The following is a 25,866-nucleotide window of genomic DNA, read 5'->3' as shown; positions in this document are numbered from 1 at the left end:
GGCGCACCCGCCCGCGCGCGACCATTCTGGGAGCCTACAAAACCTGCTCCCGGAAGGACCCGCCATGACCGGCACGAAAATCCTCATCGGCCAGATCGCGGTGGTGTTTGCGCTCATCATCGGGGCGGTCTGGCTCGCCACTCAGATGACGGCAGAGGCTCTGGGCTTCCAGCCTGCGCTCGGCGCGCCCTGGTTCTTCGTCGGCGACGCGCCGGTCTACAAACCCTGGCGGCTTTTCCAGTGGTGGTATGCCTATGAGGCTTATGCGCCGGAGGTCTTCGCGCGGGGCGGCCTGATCGCCGTTTCCGGTTCGGCGCTCGGATTTCTTGCGGCGATTGTAGGTTCGGTCCTGCGCAGCCGCCATGAGCGCAACGTCACCACTTATGGATCGGCGCGCTGGGCCAATGGTGCAGACCTCAAACGCGCGGGGCTTCTGGGAGAGGACGGCGTGTTCCTTGGGCGCTGGCGCGGGCGGTATCTGCGCCATGCCGGACCCGAGCATGTGATGGCCTTTGCGCCAACCCGATCCGGCAAGGGCGTTGGGCTCGTTGTGCCGACGCTCCTCTCCTGGACCGGCAGCGCGGTCATTCATGATATCAAGGGCGAGAACTGGGACCTGACCTCCGGCTGGCGCGCGGGGTTCTCGCGCTGCGTGCGGTTCGATCCGACCGACGGGAAATCTCCCCGTTACAATCCGCTGATGGCGGTCCGGCGCGGCGAACACGAGGTGCGCGACGTCCAGAACATTGCCGACATTCTCGTTGATCCCGAAGGCTCGCTAGAGCGGCGCAATCATTGGGAAAAGACCGGGCACGCTTTGCTCGTCGGCGTTATCCTGCATGTGCTCTATGCCGAAGCGGACAAGACCTTGTCGGGGTGCGCGCGGTTCCTGTCCGATCCGAAGCGCTCTTTCGCTGTCACGCTGCGCGCCATGATGACAACGCCGCATCTGGGGGAGCGCGGCGTTCATCCCATCGTGGCGCAGGCGGCGCGGGAACTTCTGAACAAGTCGGAGAATGAGCGTTCCGGCGTTCTTTCCACCGCGATGAGCTTTCTGTCGCTCTATCGCGATCCGGTCATTGCCGAAGTGACGGCCAGTTCGGACTGGCGCATCGAGGATCTTGTCGGGGCCGGTGAGCCCCTGTCGCTCTATCTCGTCGTTCCGCCCTCGGACCTGTCGCGCACCAAGCCACTGATCCGGCTCATCCTCAATCAGATCGGACGCAGGCTGACAGAACAGCTTCCGGACAAGGGACAGAGGCAGCTTCTGCTCATGCTGGACGAGTTTCCGGCGCTTGGGCGGCTCGACTTCTTCGAGAGCGCGCTCGCCTTCATGGCGGGCTATGGCATCCGCGCCTATCTCATTGCCCAGTCGCTGAACCAGATCGAGAAGGCCTACGGGCCGAACAATTCGATCCTCGACAATTGCCATGTGCGCATCGCCTTCGCGACCAATGATGAGCGCACCGCACGGCGGGTCTCCGATGCCCTCGGCACGACGACGGAACTCCGCTCACAGAAGAACTATACCGGCCACCGGCTCGCGCCCTGGCTGTCACACATGATGGTCTCGCGCCAGGAAACCCAGCGCGCGCTGGTGACGCCCGGCGAAGTCATGCAGCTCGCATCGACCGACGAGATCGTCATGGCGTCGGGAGCACCGCCTGTTTTGGCGAAAAAGCTGCGCTATTATGAGGACGGAAATTTCACCCGGCGTGTCTTGCCGCCCGCATCCATCGAATGGACCGGCGATGCCCCCGCCGCCGCCTGGACGACACGTATTGCCGCTTCGGTCGTTGACGAAGCAGCAGAACCGTTTCCCGGTGAGACAGACGGCCTCGCGCTGAAACGCACCCGCGAGCCGGAACATGAAATCACGGCTGAGGCTCATCATGCGGAACCTGAGCACGAATTGTCACCGGATCCGCAGGACGGCGCCGATCCGTCCGATGACCGCAACCTCGAAACCGTCCGGCGCGCCGTCGCCGCCGATCGAGGTGATCCTGATTTCCTGCCGGAGTTCTGATCCCATGGGCAAACCACGCGTCAACATACGGATTTCAACAAAGCTCTATGCCCAGCTCTGCGAGGCGGCCGACAGGCCCGGAGCGACCAAGACCGCCATCGTCGAGGATGCGCTCAGGGCCTGGTTCGACCCCGAGGCGCGCTCGGTTTTGGAAGAACGGCTGCTGGCAAGGGTTGATGCCTTTGATCGCAGACAGGCCGAGATCGAACGCGATGTCGCCTACACCTATGAGACGCTCGCCCACTACATCTACTATTGGCTGACCCGCACCGAACCGATCCCGGAAGGCGAACGCGACATCGCCCATGCCCTCGGCCAGAAGCGGTTCGATCATTTCATCGGGCAGGTCGCGCGGAAGATTGGAGGTCGCGATACACGGGATATCGATAGGTAGGCCAGGTTGCCTTCACACCGCCCATGAAAAGTCGAGTCGCCGCCGCGGCGGTAAGGGGGGGAGCAATTGGAAACGAGGGATCGGCATCTGCAGATCCGAAAGCGGTCGACGTCGTGATGAGCGACAACCGAGATGGCCGACGTATTGCCGCATCCAAGAATGTTCCCGAAGGATCATGTCGCTGCCTCAACCAATTGTTCCTGAGAATGTCCGCCCTTGTGGGTCTCAGTTCGGTTGTGCCTCAGTTTGAAATCGAGCAGCCTTCCACCCTTGGGCGTAACGGCGCTTGTTGAGCGAACCAGCCGGTCGTAATGTTCTGGCCATCAGAGCTGGATTGGCCCAAACGCGACATTTGACCAGCAATTGCTCGGGGTTTGACGCCGAAAAACGCCATTCCCCTTCGGACAGAAACTCAGTGGCGGGTCAGGTGCCGCAGTGTTTCGTTTGTGTGCCGATCCGCGACTTTCGCGGGAGTTCCTCATTTCAGTCCGGCCAAAGACGAGTCAGGACTTCAGATTGTCGCTAATTGTCAAAAGCAAAGCCGTTGCTTTGGTCAGATCATTGCGCGCGACCGAGTCGAAGGCTTGCGATGCAACACGCTCGGCCGCTCGCGCAAACTCTTCTGCGCGCTGGATCGCCAAACGGGTCGGAATAATCCGCCAGACACGTCGGTCGCCAGCATCGCGCACACGTGAGACGTAACCTGTGGTTTCGAGATGATCGATCAGCGTGCCGACAGATGGACGCGCAATATCGAGTGCTTCCGCAAGTTGCGTCTGGGTCGGGCTCTGCAGCCTGATCACGTAAACAAGCAGGTGCCACTGTGATCGCGTCAGGCCAATCGCTGCCATTTCCTGATCGTATGCCCGGCGCACTAGGCGGGTGACGTCACCAAGAAGGAAGCTGAAATCTATTCTGGGATCTCCTTGAAGGACGGCAGCGGGCGACCGAGTGGGCGACGTCATACGTTTCTCCATTGACGATATTTATAAGGTAACTTAATAAGAGTATCCTTACAAGTAGCCAAAGCGGATGGGTATTTTGAGCAGTCGTGACGGGTATCTTCATGCACAAGGGTTGAAACTGGCGCTCAGTTCTTTTGGCGATCCAGCCGCCCCGCCGGTGATCTTTGCCCATGGCGGAGGGCAAACCCGCCACGCCTGGAGCGGCGCCGCAAAGACGGTGGCATTTGAAGGCTATCGCTCTATTGCCTTGGATCTTCGCGGACACGGTGAAAGTGATTGGGCTGCAGATGGTGATTACTCTCTGGAAGCTATCGCGCGGGACCTTATTAAGGTTGGTGAACACGTGGCGCGTGGTGGTACGCGACCGCATGTGGTCGGCGCTTCGCTTGGCGGACTAGCAGCCATAGTTGCCGCAGGCATGTTGTCACGCGATGCGTTTGAATCGGTTACGCTGGTCGACATTACGCCGAACATGGACGCCGCGGGTGTCACCAAGGTTGTCGGGTTCATGGGCGCGCATGTTCACGAAGGCTTTGACTCACTGGAACAGGCCGCTGATGTGATTGCCACCTACCTACCACACCGTCCCAGGCCGAAAGACCTTGAAGGGCTACGCAAGAACCTTCGGCAGGGCGAAGATGGGCGTTGGCGATGGCACTGGGACCCTGCTTTTATCACCGGCGTCATGCGCCGCTCCGGAGTTGCTCACACCGGTGATCTGGAGCAAGCGGTTCGGGACATCCGTGTGCCGCTTCATCTCATTCGTGGGCGTATGAGCGAGCTGGTTTCAGAAGACTCCGTCGCGGCGTTTAGATCCCTCGCGCCACAGGCACATTACACTGACGTTGCAGGCGCAAGACATATGGTGGCCGGCGATCGCAACGATGTGTTCATCGAAGCGGTTGTGTCCTTTCTTCGAACGATACGAGAGCAGACCCCTGTATGAGTGATTCCATGCTCAGTCTGGAACAGGTGCAGGCTGCACTCGAAGCGGCACCCTTCCATCGTTGGTTAGGGTTGAAGGCGATCAGCACGGACCCGGAAAAGCTGGTGCTGGAAATGCCATGGCGAGAGGAAGTGGTTTCCAATCCGCGGATACAATCCGCCCATGGCGGTGTCATCGCTGCGCTGATTGATCTTACCGGATTTTACGCCCTGCTCGCCTCGGGTAACATGCCTGCCGCGACGGCGGACTTGCGGGTCGATTATCACAAACCGGCCACGCCAGGAACGCTGAGTGTAACGGGAAGAATTGTCCGTCTTGGGGCAACTCTCTCTGTCGCCGAAGCAACTGTAATGAACGCCGACGGAGCCCTGCTTTCGAGCGGGCGCGGCGCCTACCTGATGCAGGGGCGTTCGTGAGGATTCGCACGACGCTCTCTCTCTGCGTGATTTTGATTCTGGTCTCGGGATGCCGGGACGCAGAGCCTGAAGGGCAAGCCGTCCCTGCGGCGGCCGGCGTTACCGCTGAAGTCGAGACCCGGGTTGTCCAGGTTGAAACGGTATCCGCAGAAACGGTCATGCGGGACGACTATTTGATTGCATCCGGGACCATTGCCGCCAAGCAAACCAGCAATATCGGCGCGTTGGCGGAGGGGGTCGTTGAACAGATTTTCGTCCGGGTGGGTGACAGGGTTCGTAAGGGCGACCCGCTCTTTAGAACCCGGCAGGTCGATTATCAGCGCAGCCTCGTCGAAGCCGAAGCAATGCGGGACGTTGCCCTGGCCGAAGTTAGACGCGCACAGACACTCGTGGACCGCTACACGCCACTGGAAACCAAAGGCGTCGTGTCCCCTGTGGTCTTTGACGATGCCAAAACCGCCCTGGAGGTTGCCGGCGCCAACCTGCGACTCGGGGAGACAAAAGTGGAAACCGCCAAGCAGGCGCTCGGGGATACAACAGTCCGCGCGCCATTCGATGGCGCCATCACAGCTCGCTATATCGATGAGGGCGTGTTCATGGCCAACCGCTTCTCCGGAATGGGCAACTCCGCCGTTGTTCAGGTTCAGGAGTGCGGGATTGCTGCGGCGATCTTGTTTGCGCCTGAGTCCGAGCTCGCGCGTTTGCGGCTCGACTTGAAAGGTCATCTCTACGTCGATGGCCGCAGTGATCCGATAGAATCACAGATCCTCATCTTGAACGACCGAGTTGATCCGACTTCGCGGATGGTAGAATTCCGCATGGCATTTGCGAACCCCGATTGCGCTGTCAAAGCCGGGCAGTCGGTCCGCGCCGAGGTCGAAGTTGATCCCCGGTCTGCCACCGTCCTGCCGCGTAGAGCAATTCAAGGTACGGGCGAAGATCGATACGTCTACCTTGTCACAAACGCGCAAGCTAAGCGTCGTCCCGTAAAAATCACAGACATCGATGCTGATCGTGTAGAGATTCTTGACGGGTTGACGATCGGAGAAACAGTCGTGCTGACAGCCTCGGAGCCGCTGTATGACGGCGTCAGGATTGAGCTCACACCCTCATGATGTGGCTCGTCGATATTTCGATCCGCCGCGCTGTATTTGCCGTGATGCTCATCGCATCCTTGGTCGGCCTCGGCCTTATGTCGATGGGACGATTGGGCGTTGACTTGTTTCCCGATGTTGAATTTCCGTATGTCAATGTGACGGCGACGCTGGACGGGGCCTCTGCGGAAACCATGGAGTCGGAAGTCACCGACATCCTGGAAGAGTACATCAACACGATCGACGGAATTGAAACGCTGCAATCCTTTTCCAGTGAAGGGCGCGCACAAATTCTGATCGAGTTCAATCTGAGCTCCAATGCCCGCGAGAAGGTCCAGGATGTTCGGGACAAAGTGCAGGTCGCCCTGGCAGAATTGCCTGCGGATATGGATCCACCCATCGTGGACAAGGTCGATCCGGACGCGGCGCCGATCATCTCCGTCATGATCGCCGGCGATCTGCCAATCGCCGAGTTGACTGCGTTCGCCGACGATGTGGCCAAGGAACGTCTTCAACGCCTCGACGGTGTGGGCGCCGTGAAATTGGTCGGGGGTCGTGAGCGCGCGGTGCGCATCTGGCTCGACAATGAGCGACTGAGGGCGTTTGGCGTCACGGCGGATGATGTACGGCGTGCGATCCAGAGTGAGCATGCAAAGCTTCCCGGCGGGCGGATGGAAACTGATGCCCGCACGCGGGAGTTTGGTGTCAAAACTGTCGCTGAAGTTACCCTTGCGAATGGCTTTGCAGACTTGCCAGTCGCCTATCGGGAAAATGGCGTCACAATCCGAATTTCTGATGTTGCCCGCGTGGAGGACGGCCTGGAGGATGAGCGCTCAGCGGCATTCCTGAATGGCAGACGAGGTATCTCGCTCGATATCAGGAAACAATCAGGTCAGAATACTGTCGAGGTCTCGCACAAGGTCAAGGCCGCCGCAGAAGACTTGCGCGCGCTTGCGCCCGCCGGAGTGACGATTGTCGCGACAAGAGATGTGTCGAAATTTATCGAGAGCTCAATCGAGGACGTCACCCATGACGTCGTGATTGCCATCGGGCTTGTCGTTGCCGTGACCTTTGTTTTCCTCCTGAATTTCAGAGCGACGATCATCGTGGCCCTGGCGATCCCGACATCCCTTGTGGCCACTTTTTTTGGCTTTTATCTTCTGGGGTTTTCGATCAACGTCCTGACGCTGCTTGCACTCACCGTTGCCATCGGACTGCTCGTAGACGACGCCATCGTCGTTATTGAAGCGATCATGAAAGAGCTGGAAGAGGGGAAGCCACCGCTTGAGGCCGCGCTGGACGGTACACGTAAAGTGGGACTTGCCGTGGTTGCAGGCACAGCAGCCACACTTGCCGTTTTTGTTCCGATTGCCTTCATGGATGGCATCGTCGGACGCTTCTTTTTCCAATACGGTCTGACGATCGTGTTTTCGGTGTCGGTCTCTTTGCTCGTTGCTTTGACACTCACGCCAATGCTTGCATCGCGCATCCTCACATCCAGTGGCGTTTCACCCGTCTTTCGGCCGCTCGAAGCCTTCTGGGACTCAACTGACCGGGCCTATGCAGGTCTCGTAAAGCTGGCCGTTCGATTTCGCATAGTTGTGATTCTTATTGCGTGTGCCTCGGTTTTTGCCGGTGCGTGGTATGCAGCTCGCGTTCCTTCCGGTTTTACCTCGCGCGCCGACAGGAGCGAGTTTCAGGGTTCGATCGAGCTGCCGCTGGGCACTGGCGTTGTTTCTGCGCTCGACGCCGCGCAAAAGATTGATGCTGAACTCCGCAAGATCGAGCACGTTGAAGAAGTGTTCGTCTCGATCGGGGCAGGCGCGCAAGCGGACGCCCGTGTCATCGATCTATACGCTTCCTTGACACCGAAACAGGAGCGCCAAACGGGTCAGTTTGAAATCATGGACCAAGCGCGGAAAGCCATCCGCATTGCATCCCCTGAGGCGGTTAAGATATCCGTCCTTGAAGTTCCGTGGGTCAGCGGGACGACCTCCGGTAGCTCGGACATCGACTTGTTGTTAAAGGGATCTGACCTCAACTCCCTTGCGCAATATGGCGATCATCTCGTGCGTGAGATGCGTGCCCGACCTGATTTTGCTGATGTCAGAACCAGCTTCGAGAGCGGTCGACCGGAAGCACAGATTCTGTTTGACCGAACGCGGGCCGGGGACCAGGGCGTTTCCGCTCGTGCCTTGGCGGATACAGCCCGGATTGCCCTGGGCGGACTCGATGCAGGAACCTTTGAAGAGGGCGGAAAGCGATATGATGTGCGCCTGCGTCTGGAGGAAGACCAGAGGGAAAGCGTGCGGGATTTTGATCGCATTCAAGTGCGCGGTGCAGACGGGCGACTGGTAGATATTGGAGCGGTTTCACGTGTTGAGTTCGCTTCCGGCCCGTCGCAAATTGATCGATCAGACCGCGCCCGGAAGATCTCGGTGCTTGCCAGTTCTGCAACCGGTGTTTCCCTGGGTGAGGCGACAACCACATTGATCAAGGTGCTTGAAGTCAACCCACCGCCGGCTGGCATCACTTACTCGGTCGGCGGCATGTCGGAACGCATGCAGGAGACCGCCGGCGCGATCGGCTTCGCGTTACTGCTCGCCTTGCTGGCGCTCTACATGGTGCTTGCGAGCCAATTTAATTCCTTCGTACAGCCGCTTCTGATCATGGTAACGGCGCCGCTCAGCTTCTCTGGAGCATTCGCCGGGCTATATTACTTTGGACTAGAATCCTCCCTCTTCGCACAGATTGGCCTGATCGGACTGATGGGGATCGTGATGAAGAATGGCATCTTGCTCGTCGACCGCGCAAACCAGTTGATCGCGGAAGGAATGACAGAAAGAAACGCGATCCTTCAAGCTTGTCCTGAACGACTTCGCCCCGTTCTCATGACTGCCTTTTCCGCAATCTTTGGCATGGTGCCAGTCGCATTGGCGACCTCGGATGGAGCTGAGTGGCGCAACGCGCTCGGCGCGCTTCTCATTGGAGGGTTGACCTCTTCAACGATCCTGACGCTTGTCGTCATTCCAGCGGTCTTCATGATCCCTAGTGATGTTGCCAACGTCGTCAGAAAGCTAACGCGGCTGTTCCTATGGCCGCTCACGCGGTTAAGACGCGGCGAGGATGCTGCACGATCGGCCGCCCTTACCGGCGGGGCAACAGAAGACGTCATTTGATGGCGAATTATTGGTGCCGGTCACTGTGGGTGGGATTTTATTTGGTCAATCTTGGCGGATTGCGCTGAACAAATCAAAGTTCGCAAATTCAGTGAGAAGGCCGAATAACAAACTGTGAGATACCAGTGCTGCGTTGCGTCTGCATTCGGACGGCTGAGGCGATGTTTTGCGGTTTAGAACTTTTTCACCTGAATCGACGAGTTCATTTCGTCCGATGGCAGTGTCAGGGCAAACGGCCTTGAGAATGCAAATCCAGCGGCGTAGCCTCTGCAAATGGCCCTGTGCTACAACAAATCGTTTGGGTCCGAACCTAGACTACTGGAGAAACTGATGACCATGCAGAAGCCCGTCGATCCCGTCCCCGCGGCGACCATGCTCCTACTTCGCGACGCGCCGGAGTTTCAGGTCCTGATGGTCAAACGCCATCACCAGATCGATTTTGCCTCCGGCGCGCTGGTATTTCCCGGAGGAAAGCCTTCGGCCGGTGATGAAGCTCTCGAATGGGCTAATCATTGCGAGGGCTGGAGCACTTTCGACGATACGCAGCGCACTTTGCGGATTGCCGCGATCCGCGAAGCGTACGAGGAAGCCGGCATCCTGCTAGGCGATTATCGTGACGGCGGCGCGTTCGAGGATACATGTGATCTTGAAAGCCGCAAAGCGGTGGAGCGAGGGGAGCGCGAATTTCTTGACGTCGTTCGCGAGGCCGGTGTGCACCTACGCCTCGATCGGTTAAGCAATTTCGCGAGGTGGATAACGCCCACCTTCATGCACAAGCGCTTCGACACACATTTCTTCGTTGTTCGCGCGCCCGAACGCCAGATTGCCGCATGCGATGGATACGAAACCGTCGATGCGGAATGGCTTTCGCCGCACAAGGCGTTGGAAATGGAAGCCAGCGGCGAGCGAACCATTATATTTCCTACACGCTTGAACCTGCAACTGCTGGCCAAATCTGCGAGCGCAGCGGATTGCGTGGCGCAGGCTGAAACCCGCGATATCGTAACGGTTCTGCCTGAAATCATTCAGCGAGACGGGAAGAATGTCCTCACTATTCCCGAAGACGCGGGTTACGGCCCGGCCTACGAAATTGTGGGCTGACGGCAAGCTGCGAGTGGCGAGAAACCTTCGTCGTCAGTAACCGGACAATCGTGCAAAACGGTCCCTGAGGTAGCTTGACGACCCCCAACTCGCCTCGAGCACGCGAGCACGCTTGAGGTAGAAGCCGACATTGAATTCGTCGGTCATCCCGATGCCGCCATGCAGCTGGATACCCTGATTGCTGATCGCGTGCAGTACGCGATTTGCCTCGGCCTTGGCGATGGTCGCTGCACGCGCGACTCCGAAACCGCTGTCGACTGCCTGTAAACCCGCCTCGACCGCGGAGCGCATCTGCGTGAGGTCGGCGAACAGATCCGCCATGCGATGTTGCAGCGCCTGGAAAGTAGCAAGCACCTGATTGAACTGCACACGCTGCTTCAGATAGTCGAGGGTCGTGTCGAACACAGCTTGCGCCATGCCGAGCATTTCGGCAGCGGAAAGCACGCGCGCCCGGTCGAGCACGTCGCCAAGCAGACTGTCGCCTCCGCCCTCGAGCTTCTCGGCGGCAGCGCCAGCGAATTGGATATCGGCGTGGCTGCGCTGATCGGTGAGCTTGCGCGTGGTCAGTGAAACGCCATCGCCCTTTTCGACCAGGTATAGGCCGTCCTTGGCTGCGACCACGAAGAGGCTGGCGCCATGCGCCTCGTGCACGAATGCCTTTTTGCCGGTCAGCTTGCCGCCCGAAACGCTGGTCTCGATTGCGGAGGGATCGCAATGCGCTCCTTCATCGACAGCCAGCGTTGCCACGGTTTCGCCGCTGGCGAGCCTGGGAAGCCATTTGGCCTTCTGCGCGTCGCTTCCGCCGAGCAGGATTGCGCTCGCCGCGATGGTTGTGGCCACCAGCGGACTTGCGGTCAGCGTTTTGCCGAGTTCCTCGATCACGAGGCCGGCCGACAAGAAACCGAAATCTGATCCACCATGGGCCTCGGGAATGATGATCCCGACCCAGCCCATTTCGGCCATCGCGGCATAGGCGTCAGCGTTGTAGGCCTGCGGTTGGCCTGCTGCGCGGACTTTGCGGAACTCGGATACCGGGCTTTCCTTGGTCGCCCAGTCGCGCGCCATGTTGCGCAGCATTTCCTGTTCTTCGCTGAGAACTGCCATTGTCCTTGCTACCCTCGCTTACTGGTGGTCGAGCATGCCAAGCACCCGCTTGGCAATGATGTTGTTCTGGACTTCGGTCGAACCGCCATAGATCGTCGCTGCCTTGCCGAAGAGCCAGCCGCGCACATCCTCAAGTTCGTCATTGCCAAACTCGTCGCCTTCCCAGCCGAGGCCCTGAAAGCCGCGGATTTCGATCAGCAACTCGCTGCGGTCCTGGGCCAACTTGGTGCCGACCTTTTTCAGAACCGAACTGATCTCTGAAACGCCGCCTTGCGCTTTGCTTTCCTCGACCGCACGACGCGCGGTGAGCAGGAAGCTGTTCCAGCGGATTTCAAGATCGGCGATCTTGTCGCGCAGGACCTTGTTGACGAGCGCGCCATCACCGCCGGTTTCGCAGTATTTCTTGGCGATATCGCCAAGGCTCTGGCCCATCATGCCGGCGAGGCGCCCTCCGCCCGAAATGTTCGTGCGCTCGTGCTGAAGCAGGCGCTTGCCGATAGTCCAGCCCTGGCCTTCCTTGCCCACGAGATTTTCCTTCGGCACCTTCACATCGGTGAAGAAGGTCTCGCAGAACGGGCTGGTTCCGCTGATCATTGTGATCGGGCGGACTTCAACGCCGGGTGCGTCCATGTCGATCAGCATGAAGCTGATACCTTTGTGTTTGTCTGACCGGTCGGTGCGGACGATGGCAAAGCACTTGTCAGCCCACTGGCCACCGCTGGTCCAGGTCTTCTGGCCGTTAATGAGGTAGTGATCGCCCTTGTCGACCGCGAAGGTCTGCAGGTTTGCGAGGTCTGATCCGGCATTCGGCTCCGAGTAGCCCTGGCACCAGCGAATTTCGCCACGGCAGATTGGCGGGATATGCTCCAGCTTCTGCCTTTCGTCGCCGTATTCGAGCAAGGTCGGGCCGAACATCATCACACCCATTCCGCCGATCGGATTGTAGGCGCCGACCTTGGCGAACTCATGCTCGATGATCCTGGCCTGGCCTTTGGTCAGTCCGCCCCCGCCATATTCCTTGGGCCAGGTTGGCGTGCCCCAACCACGCCCGCCCACGGCTTCTCGCCATTTCTTCTGGACAGGGTTCTCGTCGGTCGGACCGTCGAGCCCGGCCATCATATTGCCCGTGCCCTTGAGTTCGTCAGGGAAATTGGTGGCGAGGAATTGCCGCACTTCGGTGCGAAACGCGTCTTCGCTCGTCTGGACATCGGATTCTAGTTGTGTTGGCACGGAAACCTCCGTTCAAAAATCAAATTCGTGGCACCCCACTCGGACGACAAGGCCGCGCTCTGGCTGGTCAGTACTGCTGCGCAGGAACGTGCAAAACCAAACCTTCCATCGCAGCTTCCATGGGTATCTGGCAGGCGAGGCGACTGTATTCGCTGGCCCCTTCTGCAAATTGCAGGAGTTCGGCCTCCGCTTCGCCTTCCTTCAGACGACCCACCTTGTCGATCCAGGTCGGGTCGACATGGACATGACAGGTCGCACAGGCGCAGGCCCCGCCGCAATCGCCGTCGATGCCCGGCACGCCGTTGAAAAGCGCCGCTTCGCGCGCTGTTTCGCCCTCAGCAATTTCGACTTCCCGCCGCGTTCCATCGCTGGATACGAACGTCACTTTGACCATCATAAACTCCGTATTTCTGCTTTGGTAAATCAGCGGGCGTGCAGCCGCACCGGCAGCTTGGTGATCCCACGCACAAGGGTTGAATACAGGCGCTCGGGTTGGCCGGTCACTTCGACCTTGGCGAAGCGCTTGTGAATCTCTTCCCAGATGATCCGCAACTGCAGTTCTGCCAGCCTGTTGCCCATGCAGCGATGGATGCCATAGCCGAATGACAGGTGATGGCGCGGATTCTTGCGGTCAATGATGAACCGGTCGGCCTGGTCGATAACCGTGTCGTCGCGGTTGCCCGACAGGTACCACATCACGACCTTGTCGCCCTTCTTGATCTGTTTGCCGCCGATCTCCCATTCCTGAAGCGCGGTGCGGCGCATGTGAGTCAGCGGCGTCTGCCAGCGGATGATTTCCGGCACCATGCTGGTGATCAACGATGGGTCGTCATTCAGTTTGCGATATTCGTCGGGGTTCTGATTGAGGGCGAGCACACCGCCGCTGATTGAATTGCGCGTGGTGTCGTTGCCGCCCACGATCAGCAGCAGGAGGTTACCCAGAAATTCGAGGAAAGGCATATCCTTTGTCGCCGGGGCATGCGCCATCATGGAAATCAGGTCGTTCCTCGGCGGCTCATTGACGCGCTGATCCCACAGGCCCTTGAAATACATCGCGCACTCGATGAGCTCTTCGCGCCTCGCTTCGTACGATGCGACGATGCCGGTTTCAGGAGCAGCGGTTGTGACATCAGACCAGCGGGTGAGCTTGCGGCGTTCTTCCCACGGAAAATCGAACAGGGTGGCAAGGGTCATCGTGGTCAATTCGATCGAGACCTTGTCAACCCAATCAAATTCCTCGCCGATCGGTAGATCATCGAGAATCTGACACGCTCGTTCGCGGATTGTCGGTTCGAGCAACAGCAAGTTGGACGGTGCCACAGCGGGGGTGACGGCCTTGCGTTGCTGGTCGTGCTTTGGAGGATCCATGGCGATGAACATTTCAAGTTCGAGCGCACCTTCCACACTATGCATGTCCTGGATGGCGATACCGCCGAGCTTTGCCTCCGATGAAAAGACTTTGTGGTTGGTATCGACGGCCATGATGTCGTCGAATTTGGTGATCGACCAGAAGGGTCCGACATGGCTTTCACGGCAGTAATGGACTGGCTCCTCCTTGCGCAGCCGGTCGAAGAACAGGCCGATCGTGTCCTGCTGAAAAAGGCTCGGCCGAGAGACATCGATTTCGTCGATCGGCATGGCCGCGATTTTTTCGGCAGTATCCAGCTCCATCGTGTCGATGCTCATGTCTTGTCCTCCATACCCAGCAAGCAGACTCACCTCGTTTGCGGATAGTTAGGGAATTTGCAGGCCGTGGTCAATAAAGCTTATAAGGATTATTGCAAGATTCGGTCAAACTGTGAACTGTTTAGGAAAACTCTAGACATATCCGCCGATAAACCCTTATAAGGATTTATCAGAGGAGCGATTCCCGGAGATGCAACCGAAGGTCGATGATTCCAGGAAAGCCAAGCGCGCGCTCACGCTTGCGCATGACATCGTACGCGATATCGAAGCCGGGGCGCATGTTGCGGGCGACAGGTTGGCGCGCGAGGACGAAATGCTTGCGCGATACGATGTCGCTCGAGCGACTTTGCGCGAAGCGCTCCGCTTCCTTGAGCTTCAGGGCGTAATCCATCTTCAACTGGGCCGTAGTGGCGGCCCGGTGGTCGCCCGCCCGCAGACCGGTGATTTTGCGAATAATCTTTCTCTCATCCTGCAATTCATGGAAGCAGACCTCAGGGGCCTGCTCGAACTGCGCGAAGCCATAGCTCCGAATGTTGCAGCCTATGCCGCCCAGCGCGCGACCACGGGTGATCTGAGCGCACTTGCCGATTGCCTCAAAGAGCTGGAGCGCAACGAAGCCAGCAGCCAGTTCGAGGAACTGAATCGCCGTTTTCACGATATGCTCGGCTGGGCCAGCGGCAATCCGCTTTTCGGCCTTCTGACTTCCGCGTTGCACATGCTTACCCGCGAATTTTCGCTCTCGCTGGGGTATTCGGCGCAAGAGCGTGCGGTCCAGTTGCGCTTCTTGCGCCGCGTCCTTGAAGCTGTGCGCAAGGGCGATGCCGAAGGAGCGCGGCAGTCGATGGCTCGTCTCGTGGCGGGCTCCGCCTCCTATCTCGCAGAAAGACGCCCTGAGCTTGTGTCCCAGAAGGTCAAGTGGGGGCAGACGTAAAATAACAGGCGCCCGTGGATGGCGCAATTTGGAGAAGGTAACACGATGGCACTCAAGAGCCACATTTGCGAAATTCTCGGGATCGAGTACCCGATCCTTCTGGCCGGGATGGGCGGGGCCAGTATCCCCGCGCTCGCGGCTGCAGTATCTAATGCGGGGGGGCTTGGCGTTCTTGGCGCTGCGGCCTGCTCGCCGGACCAGTTGCGTAGCTGGATCCGCCAGACCCGCGAGCTGACCGACAAACCGTTTGGGGTCGATACCCTTCTGCCTGCCTCCGTCAGGCGCGGTTCGGCCCCGCAAAGCGGCGCCGTGCCCGAAAACCCGATGGCATTGCTTGGCGAATACCAGCAGTTCACCCGCGATTTCATGGAACGCGAGGATCTGCCCGAAGTGGATGCCGCAATGGCCATGCGCGCGGCTGGCGCGCCGGAAATGGGCAAGGGCGGGCCGCAGCTGTTCTCGCGGGAGTTTTTCGAGGCGCAGATGGAAGTTGTAATCGAGGAAAAGGTGCCAGTCTATGCCGCCGGCCTCGGCAATCCCGGACCGTGGATGGACCGCCTTCATTCGAATGGCACCAAGGTCATGGCGGTGATCGGCAAGGTCAAACATGCCCAACAGGTGGTCGATTCCGGTATCGACATGATTGTTGCGCAAGGTCACGATGGCGGCGGACACAACTCCCCGATCGGAACCTTCTCGCTGATTCCGCAAGTGGTCGATGCGGTGGGGGACCGGGTTCCGGTGATCGGAGCGGGTGGAATTTCCGATGGCCGCGGAGTCGCTGCGGCGATGATACTGGGCGCTGTGGGCGCGTGGGTCGGCACGGCGTTCCTGGCAACCGAAGAAGCCGGCATCGAACGGTTCCAGAAGGAAGCAATCACCGAAAGCGGCGATGCAGATACCATCGTCAGCCGCTCGATGACCGGCAAGCCCGCGCGCATGATCCGCAACAAATGGGCCGATGCCTGGGTTGCGGCGGGCAAGGAACCGCTTCCCATGCCTTACCAGTCGATGATTTCAGGGCCGGTCATGGCTTCGGGCATCAAGGCTCAGCGCAAGGATATCATGCCCGGCTTCGCGGGGCAGGGAATCGGTCTGATCCATTCGATCCGTCCAGCGGCAGAGGTCATGCGCGATCTTGTCGACGGGGCCGAAAGGGCGCTGGCTGATGCCAGATTCTATTCCTGAATTCCGGCAAGACGGGGACGCGGTATGAGCGCTTCACAGACCTTATCCTTTGCCGACAAGGCCGCCATAACGGGTGTGGGCGAAACCGTATTCGTGAAGGGCACCGAACGGACTGCAGTGGACATGATGCTGGAAGCCTCGCGCCGCGCCATCGCGGATGCCGGCCTGAAACCTTCCGATATCGACGGCATGGTGCCGCCGCCGATTTATACGACCTCGGAGGAAATGGCCGCCAATCTCGGCATTGATGTGCTGCGTTATGCGGCCACCGTTCACATGGGTGGCGCCAGCCCGACGACGGCGCTGCAGAACGCTGCGATGGCGATTGCCAGCGGGCTTTGCGATCACGTGTTGGTCACGCTCGGTTGGAACGGCTATTCCGCCCTCAGGTCCAAGCCGGGTGCCCCGCCCACTCGGGCGATGAACATGAACACGCTGACCAATACCATCCAGGGCTATTACATCCCCTATGGTGTGTTCCTGCCGGTGCAGATGTATGCTTGGCTGGCGACCCGCCACTCGAAACTTTACGGCGTGGGTGCGGATGCGATGGCGGCCGTCGCGCTGGCCTGCCGTCGTCACGCGCAGTTGAATCCGCGCGCCTTTACCTATGGGCGCGCACTCGACGCGGAAACCTATCATTCAGCGCGCTGGATATCCGAGCCCTTCCGCCTTTACGATTGCTGCCTTGAAACCGATGGGGCCTGCGCGGTTGTCATATCGCGAATGGATCGGGCCAGGGATATGCCCCATGTGCCCGTCAGCATCGCCGGTGCCGCGGAAGGCCACCCCTATCCCGCCGACGACATCCCGTCGCGGCCCGATCCCTTCAAGATCGGCCTTAGCTATGCCGCCCCGCGCGCTTTCGATATGGCTGGCGTCAAGCGCGAGGACATGGATTTCCTGCAGATCTACGATTGCTTTACCTATGTCGTCTTGCTGCAACTGGAAGCGATGGGGTATTGCGAACCAGGCGGACAGGCCGAATTCGTCGCCAACGGCCAGATTGAGCTGGGTGGCCGCTTTCCGATCAACACCCATGGCGGCTTGCTCAGTGAGGCGCATGTCTGGGGCCTCAACCACGTGGTCGAGGCAGTGCGTCAGCTTCGTCACGACTGCGGCGAGCGCCAGGTGCCGGGAGCCCAGACCGGCCTCGTGACCGGTTGGGGCGACCTAGGCGACGGCAGCATCGCCATTCTCAGGAGGTTTGCATGAGCAGCGAAAGCGATCTGCCCCCCAAAATGCGGCCCTCCGCGCAGATTGTGCCACCCAAGCCGCGACCGCGCCCACAAGACCCGGTTGAGCAGGAATTCTGGAAGAGGTGCCAGGACGGCCATCTCTATTTCCAGCGCTGCGGCGATTGCGGCAGCTTCCGCCACTTGCCGCGCTATATGTGCGCAAAGTGCGGCTCGCCGGAATTTTCCTGGGAACGCAGCAGCGGCAGGGGCACGTTGTTTTCCTGGACCGTAACCCACCAGGCCCTCCACCCGGCTTTTGCCGCCGACATCCCCTTCGTGGCTGCGGTGGTTGAATTGGAAGAGGGGGTGCGCATGGCCACGCGGCTGGTTGGTTGCGATCACGAGCGTCTTGCGCTCGACCTTCCGGTGGTCGTGGAGTTCGAACTGATCGGTGAGGACTTCCGCCTTCCTGTTTTCCGCCTGAGTGAAAGTTAGAAGCGCCATGGATCTCGAATATGGACCCGAATACGATGTCTTCCGCAAGCAGGTGCGGGCCTTTATCGAAGCGCACAGCCATCTTGCTCCGCCTTCTTCTGACCGGGCGGCCCGACCTTCGTCCAAGGCGGTCGAATGGCAGAAGCTGTTGATCGAGCATGGGTATACCGCTCGAACGATCCCGCAGGCGTATGGCGGCTATGGAGCGGAGCCGGACATTCTCCAATCGCGCATCATCGCAGAGGAATTTGCGCGGGCCAGGGTGCCGGGCGGACTTTCCAATCAGGGAATCTCGATGTTCGTGCCGACCCTGCTCGAACTCGGCACCGAGGAACAGAAACGGCGCTGGATCGAACCCACGTTGAAAGGCGATGTTGTCTGGTGCCAGGGCTATTCCGAACCCGGTGCCGGGTCGGACCTCGCCAATCTCAAGACCAGCGCGCACATCGAGAACGACGAATTTGTTGTCAATGGCCAGAAGATTTGGACCAGCACCGCCAAGCAGGCCGACATGATCTTCTGCTTGGTCAGGACCGAACCTGACGCGCCCAAGCATGGCGGCATTTCCTACCTGATCTTTTCGATGGACACGCCGGGCATCGAGGTTCGCCCCTTGAAGACGATGACCGGTCATGCCGAATTCAACGAAGTGTTCTTTACCGATGTCCGGGTCCCCATGCATCAGATCGTCGGCCAGCGGGGCCAGGGCTGGTTCGTGGCGAACGCAACTCTTGGCCATGAGCGCGGAATGCTGGGCGATCCCGACGCGCTTGAAAACCGGCTGGAGGCACTGATCGCGCTGATGCAGGAAGAGCGTTTGGGCCAGGGTCGCGCGATCGACAATCCGGTACTGCGCGACCGGCTGGTGGCACTGCAGGCCGAAGTGGCGGCGATGAAATACAATGGGATGCGGATCCTTTCGAACAGCCTCAGGGGTGAGCCGGGCGGCATGGCGAAACTGATCGTCAAGTTGCAAAGCTGCGAACTCGCTCACCAGATATCCGCGCTGGCAATCGACGCCATGGGCGAACTGGGCATTCTCTATCACCACAGCCCGCGTGAGCGGGAAGGGGGGGCGTGGCAATGGAACTATATGTTCCAGCTCGGTCTCATCATCGGCGGCGGCACCGCCCAGATCCAGAAGAACATCATCGCTGAACGTGGCCTCGAAATGCCGCGCGAACCGAAGCTGGCGAAGATTTCGGATGCGGCGAAAGCAACCGCAGACATGCCGCGTCACAAACAGGGATCAGCCTAATGGATTTCGGACTTTCTCAGGACCAGCAGATGCTGCGCGATGCCGTTGCGCGGTGTCTTGCGGATACCTGCCCGCTCGATCATGTCCGCGAATGTACCGAGCGTGACAATCCGCTTAGCGACAAGGTGCTCCGCGCCGTCCAGGACCTGGGAATTCCCGGGATGCTGGTACCGGAAGAGCATGGCGGCCTCGGCATGACCCTTCTCGACGCTGCCATAGTTGCGGAACAGCTCGCCTATGCGGTCGCGCCAGTACCTTTTCTCGCCAGTCATGTTCTGACGCCTATCGCGCTGAGCGAGGCAGGCAGCAAGGAGCAAAAGGCCCACTGGCTGCCAAAGATCGTGAGCGGCGAGGCGCGTATTGGTGTCGCGATTTCCGAGACAATCGAGGTGCGCGACGGCGCGGGGGTTTCCTTTGCTGCCGGGAAGCTCAACGGCACCGCCCTGTTCGCACTCGATTTCGAAGGAGCCGATGCCTTCATCGTCGCCGATTCCGGCGGCAGGCTGCACCTTGTCGGTGCCAAGGCGTCGGGCCTGAAGGCTATCGCGCTGACGACCATCGATCGGACCCGCAGCGTCGGGGAGTTGCGGTTTGACGGGGCCGAAGCGGAACCACTGGCTGATGATGGGGGAGCTGCAGTGGGCCGGCTGCGCGCTGCGGGGCGTGTGATCCTCGCCGCCGACAGTCTTGGCGCAGGTCAGGCCATGATCGAAAAGGCTGTCGATTATGCTGGCCAGCGCGAACAGTTTGGTCGCCTTATCGGCAGTTTCCAGGCCGTAAAGCACATGTGCGCCGAGATGGCCGCGCGGCATGAACCGTGCCGTTCGCTCGTCTGGTACGCCGCCCACGCCTTTGACGCAGTTCCGACAGAGGCATCGCTCGTCGCCTGCCACGCGAAATCACACACCGGCGAAGTCCATCGCTTTGTCGCCCGCACTTCCACCGAAGTGCATGGCGGGATGGGATTCACGGACCTGATCGGTCTCCACTACTGGTTCAAACGCATTGGATTCGACCGGCAGGTGCTTGGCGGACCCGAAACGGTGCGGGCCGAGGCGGCAGCACTGCAAGGCTGGATCAAGGCCGCGTAACACACTCGTTGAGGGGGCGTCCGAGACTGGCTGCCCCGTCCGGCAGGGAGAAGGAAAATGATCGACTGGAACCTCGGTGACATTCTCGACGCTGTCGAGCCCGCCATGCCTCAGGACGCTCCGGCGCTGATACACGGCGACCGGATCGTCACTTGGCCCGAAATGTCCGCGCGTTCGAATAATATCGCGCGCGCATTGCGTCAACGCGGAGCGTGCGATGGTGCCAAGGTGGCCTTCTACATGCGCAACCGACCCGAATATGGCGAGCTGATGGCGGCTTGTTTTAAGGGGCGCTTGACTCATGTGAACATCAATTACCGCTATCGCGCCGAAGAAGTTTTCTACATTTTCCACGATTCTGACAGCGAAGTGATTGTTTACAGTTCGGAGTTTCGCGAATGCATCGTCGAACTCAAGGATAGGCTCGAGAAGGTTCACACTTTCGTCGAAATTGGCGACCCTTCCGAAATCGCGTCTTTTGCGAGTCCCTATGAGACGCTGGCGGAAAAAGGGGACGGATCGGCACTCGGCATCGAACGCTCACCCGACGATTTGCTCTTCATCTATACCGGCGGCACGACCGGGATGCCGAAAGGCGTGATGTGGCGGCACGACGACATGCGCAAGGCCCAGCTGGACGCGCAGAAGTTACTGGGCTCGGTTCCGCAGACGCTGGAAGAAAATGTTGCGCTGATCGAGAAAGAGGGGCCCGGCAGGCGCACTCTCTCCGCCTGCCCGCTCATGCACGGGACGGGCTTCATCACCGCGATAGGTGCGCTCATGTCGGGCGGCGCGATCGTCACGCTGACGGCCCCTTCCTTCGAAGCTTCAGAATTGTGGGAAACGGTCGAAAAGCACCAGGTGGAAAGCATCGCAATTGTGGGCGATGCCTTTGCTAAGCCAATGCTTCGCGCGCTCGAAGAAAACCCGGGCCGCTGGGATACCAGGAGCCTCGTCTCCATAATCTCGTCCGGCGTGATGTGGAGCAAGGAGATTAAGGCCGGTCTATGCAAGCATATTCCCCAAATCGTGCTGATGGATAGTTTCGGCGCCTCCGAAGGGCTCGGCTTCGGCCTCTCCGTCACGACTGCTCAGGGCGGTACGAACACCGCGAAATTCGGGATTGGCGAATTCTGCGATGTCTTCGACGAAAACGATCAGAAAGTCGAACCAGGAAGCGGCGTGCCTGGCTTTATCGCCCGCAAGGGGGCCATCCCCATGGGATATTACAAAGATCCCGAAAAATCCGCCAAGACATTCCGCACAATCGATGGCGTGCGTTATTCGATTCCGGGTGACTGGTGCCGGGTAGAGGCCGATGAAAGCCTTACCCTGCTAGGCCGCGGCAGCGTATGCATCAACACTGCTGGCGAGAAGGTATACCCAGAAGAAGTCGAGGAAGTGCTCAAGACCCATCCCGCCATCGGTGAAGCGCTGGTCGTAGGTGTAACGGATGAAAAATGGGGCCAGGCCGTCACGGCCGTCGTCCACCTCAACCACGGCGTCCCGTTCGACGAGCAAGCTGTCAAGGACCATGTGCGCGATCAACTGGCAGGATACAAAACGCCCAAGGCCATACATCCGACGGAAAAACCCCTGCGTGCATCCAACGGCAAGGCCGACTATGCAACGGCGAAAGCAATCGCCGAACGTTTGACGGTCGCACCGTGAGCCATCGGGAGTCTCCTGATTACGACGTTGTAATCGTCGGTGCCGGCTTCAGCGGGATATACCTGCTCCACAAGTTGCGTGACGCTGGATTCAACGTGTTGCTGGTGGATGCTGCGGCCCAGCCCGGCGGCATCTGGTACTGGAATTGCTATCCAGGCGCACGAGTGGATTCACAGGTTCCGCTTTACGAGTACTCTATACCTGAAGTGTGGAAATCATGGGCCTGGAGCGAGCGATTTCCCGGTTGGGAAGAGCTCAGAGCGTATTTCCGGCATGTTTGCGATACGCTCGACCTTTGGCCCATGATGCGCATGGGGTCTGGGGTCAAAGGCGCGCACTATGAGAAGGAGACGAAGCAATGGCGTCTGCAACTCGACAGCGACAAAACTGTTTCGACACGGTTCCTGTTGCCCGCTCTTGGTTTCGCATCAAAGCCGTATGTCCCCAATTTTCCCGGCCTTGAGGATTTCGAAGGCCAATGGTTTCACACGGCGCGCTGGCCGCAGCAGGGTGTCGATCTCAGCGGACGTAAGGTTGCCTTGATCGGCACCGGTGCAAGTGGTGTGCAGGTCGCGCAAGAAGCTGCCAAATCCGCATCGAAGCTGACCCTCTTTCAAAGAACACCAATCCTGGCGCTGCCTATGCAGCAGAAGAAGCTTTCGGCAGAAGACCAGGAACGGGACAAGAAGGGCTATGCCGCGATCTTCGAAACGCGCAAGCAGACGAGCGGAGGATTCGAATGCCAATCGCTAGACGTATCGGCGCTCGAAGTTGACGAGAAAGCGCGCACCGCGCACTTTGAAGATCTGTGGCAACAGGGCGGCCTCAGGTTCTGGTATCACAACTTCGCTGACTTGCTTACCAACCGCGAAGCCAACCGGCACGCCTACGATTTCTGGCGCGACAAGGTTCGCGCAAGGATCGCCGATCCCAATCTGGCCGAGAAACTCGCCCCATCCGAACCGCCGCATCCATTCGGCACGAAGCGGCCTTCGCTTGAACAGGGATATTACGAAATTTTCGCGCAAGACAATGTCGCGCTGGTCGATCTCAAGGCAACTCCGATCATCCGGATCGGACCGCACGCTATTACGACCAAAGACGGCGAGATGGAATGCGACCTCATCGTTTTCGCCACCGGCTTCGATGCCGGGCGCGGCGGGCTGATCGATATGAACATCAGGGGGACGAACAGCCTATCACTGTCCCATGCGTGGGAAGACAGAGTACGCGCCTATCTGGGAATGGCGGTGTCTGGCTTTCCCAATATGCTGTTCACATACGGGCCACTCAGCCCGTCGGGTTTCTCAAACGGCCCGACCAGCGCAGAGATACAGGGTGACTGGATCTGCGACTTTCTGGTCTGGATGCGGGAAAATGGTGTCGATCTTTTCGAAGCCGATCCGGCAGCTGAAACGGGCTGGACCGAAATGGTTGCCCAAGCAGGCGCGATGACGCTCTTTCCCGAAGCGGATTCTTGGTACATGGGCGCAAACATCCCGGGCAAGACGCGTCAACTGATCAATTTTCCAAGCGTGTCTGGCTATGTCGCACTCTGCGAAGATGTAGCGAACGAGGGGTATCGCGGCTTCGTGATCGACAAACCCACTAGCAAGGAACACTTAACGAAATGAACGTATTGTCCAAGATTGGAGATTTTCCCGACGACATCGACCCTGTCTGGGCCGGCGATGGTTCGCATCTGCCGGAATGGTTTGTGTCGGCCCTCAAGGTGCCGCGCGAAGAAGGTTATGTTGAGATCGACGGTGCCAGGACGCACTACTTCCGCTGGGGCGACCGGAAAAAGCCGAAAGTGCTTATGACACATGGCTTTCTCTCCCACGCCCGTTGCTTTGCCTTCATCGCTCCGTTTCTCGCAGAAGATTACGACGTGGTGGCGTTCGATCTCGCCGGCATGGGCGACACGGAGATGCGCGGGCAAGCCGATCCCGCGGCTAGGGGGCGCGAGTTTGGTGAGATTGCCGAGGCACTCGATCTGTTTACAGATGGCCACAAACCCACCATCATCGCGCACAGTTTCGGCGCGGGCGCAGCGCTGACAGCCGTGACCCTGTCGCCCGATGCTTTCTCCGGCGTCGTGATTTGCGATCTGATGGTCATGCGAGCCGAGCTCCTCGATCAATACTGGAACCATCGCCGCTCAAGCCCGGGATCAGGTGATCCTGACAAGCCCAACCGGCTCTATGCGAGCTATGAAGAGGCGCGCAAAAGATACGTCCTTTCTCCGCCCCAGCCAGTCGGCGAGCCGTTCCTCCTAGATTACATGGCGTATCATTCAATGCGACGCGACGGAGACGGTTGGACATGGAAGTTCTCACCCGAGGTATTCCGACGAAGCAATAAGTCCGACGAATGGCTCACAATCGGCCATCGACTCGTGAATGCGCCGGGCCGCAAGATCATCGTTCATGGCGGAAAGAGTCAGCTCTTCACCAGGGACTCGGCTGACTACATCCGCGAGCTAGGGGGCGGTGACATTCCGATAATCGCCGTACCTGAGGCGCGCCACCATTTGATGCTCGATCAGCCATTAGCTTTTTTAACTGCGCTCAGAAGCATTCTCTCCCTTTGGGAGGCGCAGGCACACCCAAGGTGTGCGTGAAGGACAAGCGCGCCGAGATCCACGGGCGGATCACGGCGTACCAGGCTCAGATCGCGCAGGCGAAGCAAGACCTGGCTCATATAAATGCGTCGATCCGGCTGTTCACCGATATCTGTGTGCGCCATCTTGAGGTCGATGGCGAACTCACAACCCGGGATCTCGCTGAGCGGGTGATGATCGAGCGCCGACTTGACGCGACGGATGCCACGCTGCGCAATTCGGTCGTCTTCAAGGTCGTCCAGGCCCTTCGCCATGCCGCCCGGCGGAAGCATGTCCGGATGGTGGAGAAGCGCAAGGGCATGTGCGTCTGGGCACGAGGCGATGCCGTCACGTTGCGGGTCGTTGCCAGTAGATGTTGGCATCCAATACCGGTTCGATCAGGACTCAAATCGCTTGCACCGGGAGAGCCGTCCATAGATATAGAAGTTGGCCGAGCTGACACCATGACGCCGGCACACGTCTGCGGTTGCCATGCCTCGTTCCTGTTCAGCCAGGATCGCGATGATCTGTTCCTTAGTGAATTTGCTTTTGCGCATTGTCTGTCTCCGTTGCGACAGACTCTCCATTCAAATGCGGAACCAAATGGGTATCAGGTCACATTGTATGAATGCATACCATATGCAAGCAAATGGGCTGTCGGGAGGCCGATGAGGGGTCGGCAAAAGTCCGTTTGCTTACATACAGTATGGACCCGTGCGGAAATTTCGTGTATTAAGGTTGGCAACAGCCGGTAGCACGAGTGCCTGCGGCTTGTCTGAGCGGTGGAATGTCAAACCAGTCGCCCTGACGAAGTGAGGAAAGTATCACATCGTCAGGAAGGCCTCCTCCTACATTCCGCAGTTTCGGTAGACTTGCTGGCTAGATTAATCTAGCCAGCACTTTTTTCCTGCTTTGAATATAGCGGTTGAATTTCGAGCTGCACAAAGCCAGAGTGAACTTTTGACACCATGGCTAGGTTTGGTTGGAATGAACCGCGCCGGGTTTGCCGGAGGCCATTTTCATTGAGAGAGTGGTTTTATGACAGACAGGAAGCAGAGACATCCTTACTCGCCAGAGGTGCGTGAGCGAGCCATTCGGATGGTGATGGAGCATGGCGGGGAGTACCCGTCGCAATGGGCAGCGATCGTCTCGATTGCCGGCAAGATCGGGTGCGTGCCGCAGACGCTGCATGGCTGGGTGGCGCAGGCCGAGCGGGATGCCGGCAAGCGGGCGGGACCAAGCACCGAAGAGCGCGAGCGGATCAAGATGCTTGAGCGCGAAGTGAAGGAGCTTCGCCAGGCGAACGAGATT

The 25,866-nt window shown here is 59.2% G+C and carries 23 protein-coding genes and 1 pseudogene; 17 read left to right on the top strand and 7 right to left on the bottom strand.

The genetic code is table 11. The features are described from left to right. Positions 1-64: 64 nt before the first annotated feature. Together B8784_RS07550 and B8784_RS07545 are read left to right on the top strand one after the other, a co-directional pair. A complete protein-coding gene (locus B8784_RS07550) occupies positions 65-2,026 on the top strand; it encodes a conjugal transfer protein TraG (protein ID WP_084397055.1) in 1,962 nt (653 codons plus the stop codon). Between the two features lie 4 nt (positions 2,027-2,030). Next, positions 2,031-2,420, top strand: coding sequence for a hypothetical protein (locus B8784_RS07545; protein ID WP_034827895.1), 390 nt, complete (start codon positions 2,031-2,033; stop codon positions 2,418-2,420). Between the two features lie 503 nt (positions 2,421-2,923). Here B8784_RS07545 and B8784_RS07540 read toward each other — a convergent pair. Beyond that, on the bottom strand, positions 2,924-3,385 hold the full coding sequence (locus tag B8784_RS07540) for a MarR family winged helix-turn-helix transcriptional regulator (RefSeq protein WP_158085622.1): 462 nt from the start codon (positions 3,383-3,385) through the stop codon (positions 2,924-2,926). Between the two features lie 67 nt (positions 3,386-3,452). On the opposite strand from B8784_RS07540, the gene B8784_RS07535 reads away from it, so the two are divergent. The 5 genes from B8784_RS07535 (at position 3,453) to B8784_RS07515 (ending at position 10,121) form a co-directional block, all read left to right on the top strand. Beyond that, entirely contained in the window at positions 3,453-4,331 is an 879-nt protein-coding gene (locus B8784_RS07535; RefSeq protein WP_051594966.1) for an alpha/beta fold hydrolase, read from the top strand. Next, entirely contained in the window at positions 4,328-4,747 is a 420-nt protein-coding gene (locus tag B8784_RS07530) for a PaaI family thioesterase (RefSeq protein WP_034827893.1), read from the top strand. Before B8784_RS07535 ends, B8784_RS07530 begins: the two co-directional genes overlap by 4 nt. Next, complete coding sequence (locus B8784_RS07525) at positions 4,744-5,862, top strand: efflux RND transporter periplasmic adaptor subunit (protein WP_084397053.1); 1,119 nt, start codon at positions 4,744-4,746, stop codon at positions 5,860-5,862. The genes B8784_RS07530 and B8784_RS07525 overlap by 4 nt, the downstream gene beginning before the upstream one ends. Continuing rightward, the gene (locus B8784_RS07520; protein WP_081815039.1) at positions 5,859-9,020 is read left to right on the top strand and encodes an efflux RND transporter permease subunit; all 3,162 of its coding nucleotides are present in this window, start codon (positions 5,859-5,861) and stop codon (positions 9,018-9,020) included. The genes B8784_RS07525 and B8784_RS07520 overlap by 4 nt, the downstream gene beginning before the upstream one ends. 330 nt (positions 9,021-9,350) lie before the next feature. Continuing rightward, positions 9,351-10,121, top strand: a complete 771-nt coding sequence (locus B8784_RS07515) for an NUDIX hydrolase (RefSeq protein ID WP_206741025.1) — start codon at positions 9,351-9,353, stop codon at positions 10,119-10,121. A 33-nt stretch (positions 10,122-10,154) separates the two neighbouring features. On the opposite strand, the gene B8784_RS07510 is transcribed toward B8784_RS07515, so the two are convergent. From B8784_RS07510 to B8784_RS21890, 5 genes are all read right to left on the bottom strand, one after another. Further along, complete coding sequence (locus tag B8784_RS07510) at positions 10,155-11,225, bottom strand: acyl-CoA dehydrogenase family protein (protein WP_034827890.1); 1,071 nt, start codon at positions 11,223-11,225, stop codon at positions 10,155-10,157. An 18-nt stretch (positions 11,226-11,243) separates the two neighbouring features. After that, positions 11,244-12,455, bottom strand: coding sequence for an acyl-CoA dehydrogenase family protein (locus tag B8784_RS07505; RefSeq protein ID WP_034827888.1), 1,212 nt, complete (start codon positions 12,453-12,455; stop codon positions 11,244-11,246). Between the two features lie 67 nt (positions 12,456-12,522). After that, positions 12,523-12,849 carry a 2Fe-2S iron-sulfur cluster-binding protein gene (locus tag B8784_RS07500; protein WP_034827898.1) on the bottom strand — a complete coding sequence of 109 codons (327 nt, stop codon included), beginning with the start codon at positions 12,847-12,849 and terminating at the stop codon, positions 12,523-12,525. Positions 12,850-12,878: 29 nt separating this feature from the next. Then, entirely contained in the window at positions 12,879-14,141 is a 1,263-nt protein-coding gene (locus B8784_RS07495; protein WP_034827886.1) for a cytochrome P450, read from the bottom strand. A gap of 169 nt (positions 14,142-14,310) precedes the next feature. Then, entirely contained in the window at positions 14,311-14,532 is a 222-nt protein-coding gene (locus tag B8784_RS21890) for a hypothetical protein (protein ID WP_233356019.1), read from the bottom strand. Between B8784_RS21890 and B8784_RS07490 the strand changes: the two genes are divergently transcribed. The 9 genes from B8784_RS07490 to B8784_RS07450 are packed head-to-tail and all read left to right on the top strand — an operon-like array spanning position 14,437 to position 24,576. After that, positions 14,437-15,072, top strand: a complete 636-nt coding sequence (locus B8784_RS07490; RefSeq protein ID WP_233356018.1) for a FadR/GntR family transcriptional regulator — start codon at positions 14,437-14,439, stop codon at positions 15,070-15,072. The genes B8784_RS21890 and B8784_RS07490 overlap by 96 nt on opposite strands. Positions 15,073-15,117: 45 nt before the next feature. Then, positions 15,118-16,260: an NAD(P)H-dependent flavin oxidoreductase gene (locus tag B8784_RS07485; protein WP_034827897.1), complete on the top strand. Its 1,143-nt coding sequence runs from the start codon at positions 15,118-15,120 to the stop codon at positions 16,258-16,260. A gap of 24 nt (positions 16,261-16,284) precedes the next feature. Continuing rightward, positions 16,285-17,475 carry a thiolase C-terminal domain-containing protein gene (locus tag B8784_RS07480; RefSeq protein WP_034827883.1) on the top strand — a complete coding sequence of 397 codons (1,191 nt, stop codon included), beginning with the start codon at positions 16,285-16,287 and terminating at the stop codon, positions 17,473-17,475. After that, a complete protein-coding gene (locus B8784_RS07475; protein ID WP_034827882.1) occupies positions 17,472-17,933 on the top strand; it encodes a Zn-ribbon domain-containing OB-fold protein in 462 nt (153 codons plus the stop codon). Before B8784_RS07480 ends, B8784_RS07475 begins: the two co-directional genes overlap by 4 nt. Positions 17,934-17,940: 7 nt before the next feature. Next, on the top strand, positions 17,941-19,191 hold the full coding sequence (locus tag B8784_RS07470) for an acyl-CoA dehydrogenase family protein (protein WP_034827881.1): 1,251 nt from the start codon (positions 17,941-17,943) through the stop codon (positions 19,189-19,191). Then, positions 19,191-20,282 carry an acyl-CoA dehydrogenase family protein gene (locus B8784_RS07465; protein WP_034827880.1) on the top strand — a complete coding sequence of 364 codons (1,092 nt, stop codon included), beginning with the start codon at positions 19,191-19,193 and terminating at the stop codon, positions 20,280-20,282. The genes B8784_RS07470 and B8784_RS07465 overlap by 1 nt, the downstream gene beginning before the upstream one ends. Positions 20,283-20,339: 57 nt before the next feature. Further along, complete coding sequence (locus B8784_RS21885) at positions 20,340-21,953, top strand: acyl-CoA synthetase (RefSeq protein WP_034827879.1); 1,614 nt, start codon at positions 20,340-20,342, stop codon at positions 21,951-21,953. Continuing rightward, complete coding sequence (locus B8784_RS07455) at positions 21,950-23,587, top strand: flavin-containing monooxygenase (RefSeq protein ID WP_034827878.1); 1,638 nt, start codon at positions 21,950-21,952, stop codon at positions 23,585-23,587. Before B8784_RS21885 ends, B8784_RS07455 begins: the two co-directional genes overlap by 4 nt. Continuing rightward, a complete protein-coding gene (locus B8784_RS07450; RefSeq protein WP_034827876.1) occupies positions 23,584-24,576 on the top strand; it encodes an alpha/beta fold hydrolase in 993 nt (330 codons plus the stop codon). The genes B8784_RS07455 and B8784_RS07450 overlap by 4 nt, the downstream gene beginning before the upstream one ends. Positions 24,577-24,995: 419 nt before the next feature. On the opposite strand, the pseudogene B8784_RS21250 reads toward B8784_RS07450, so the two are convergent. Then, positions 24,996-25,112, bottom strand: a pseudogene (locus B8784_RS21250) (transposase); the annotation flags it as partial. A 481-nt stretch (positions 25,113-25,593) separates the two neighbouring features. Between B8784_RS21250 and B8784_RS07435 the strand changes: the two are divergent. Beyond that, a partial coding sequence (locus B8784_RS07435; protein ID WP_143435342.1) for a transposase occupies positions 25,594-25,866 on the top strand: 273 nt, incomplete at its 3' end.

This window comes from Henriciella aquimarina, assembly GCF_002088975.1.
GTDB classification, from domain to species: domain Bacteria; phylum Pseudomonadota; class Alphaproteobacteria; order Caulobacterales; family Hyphomonadaceae; genus Henriciella; species Henriciella aquimarina.
The sequence above is the reverse complement of the archived record's forward strand: the minus strand, read 5'-3'. Positions and strand labels throughout refer to the sequence as shown.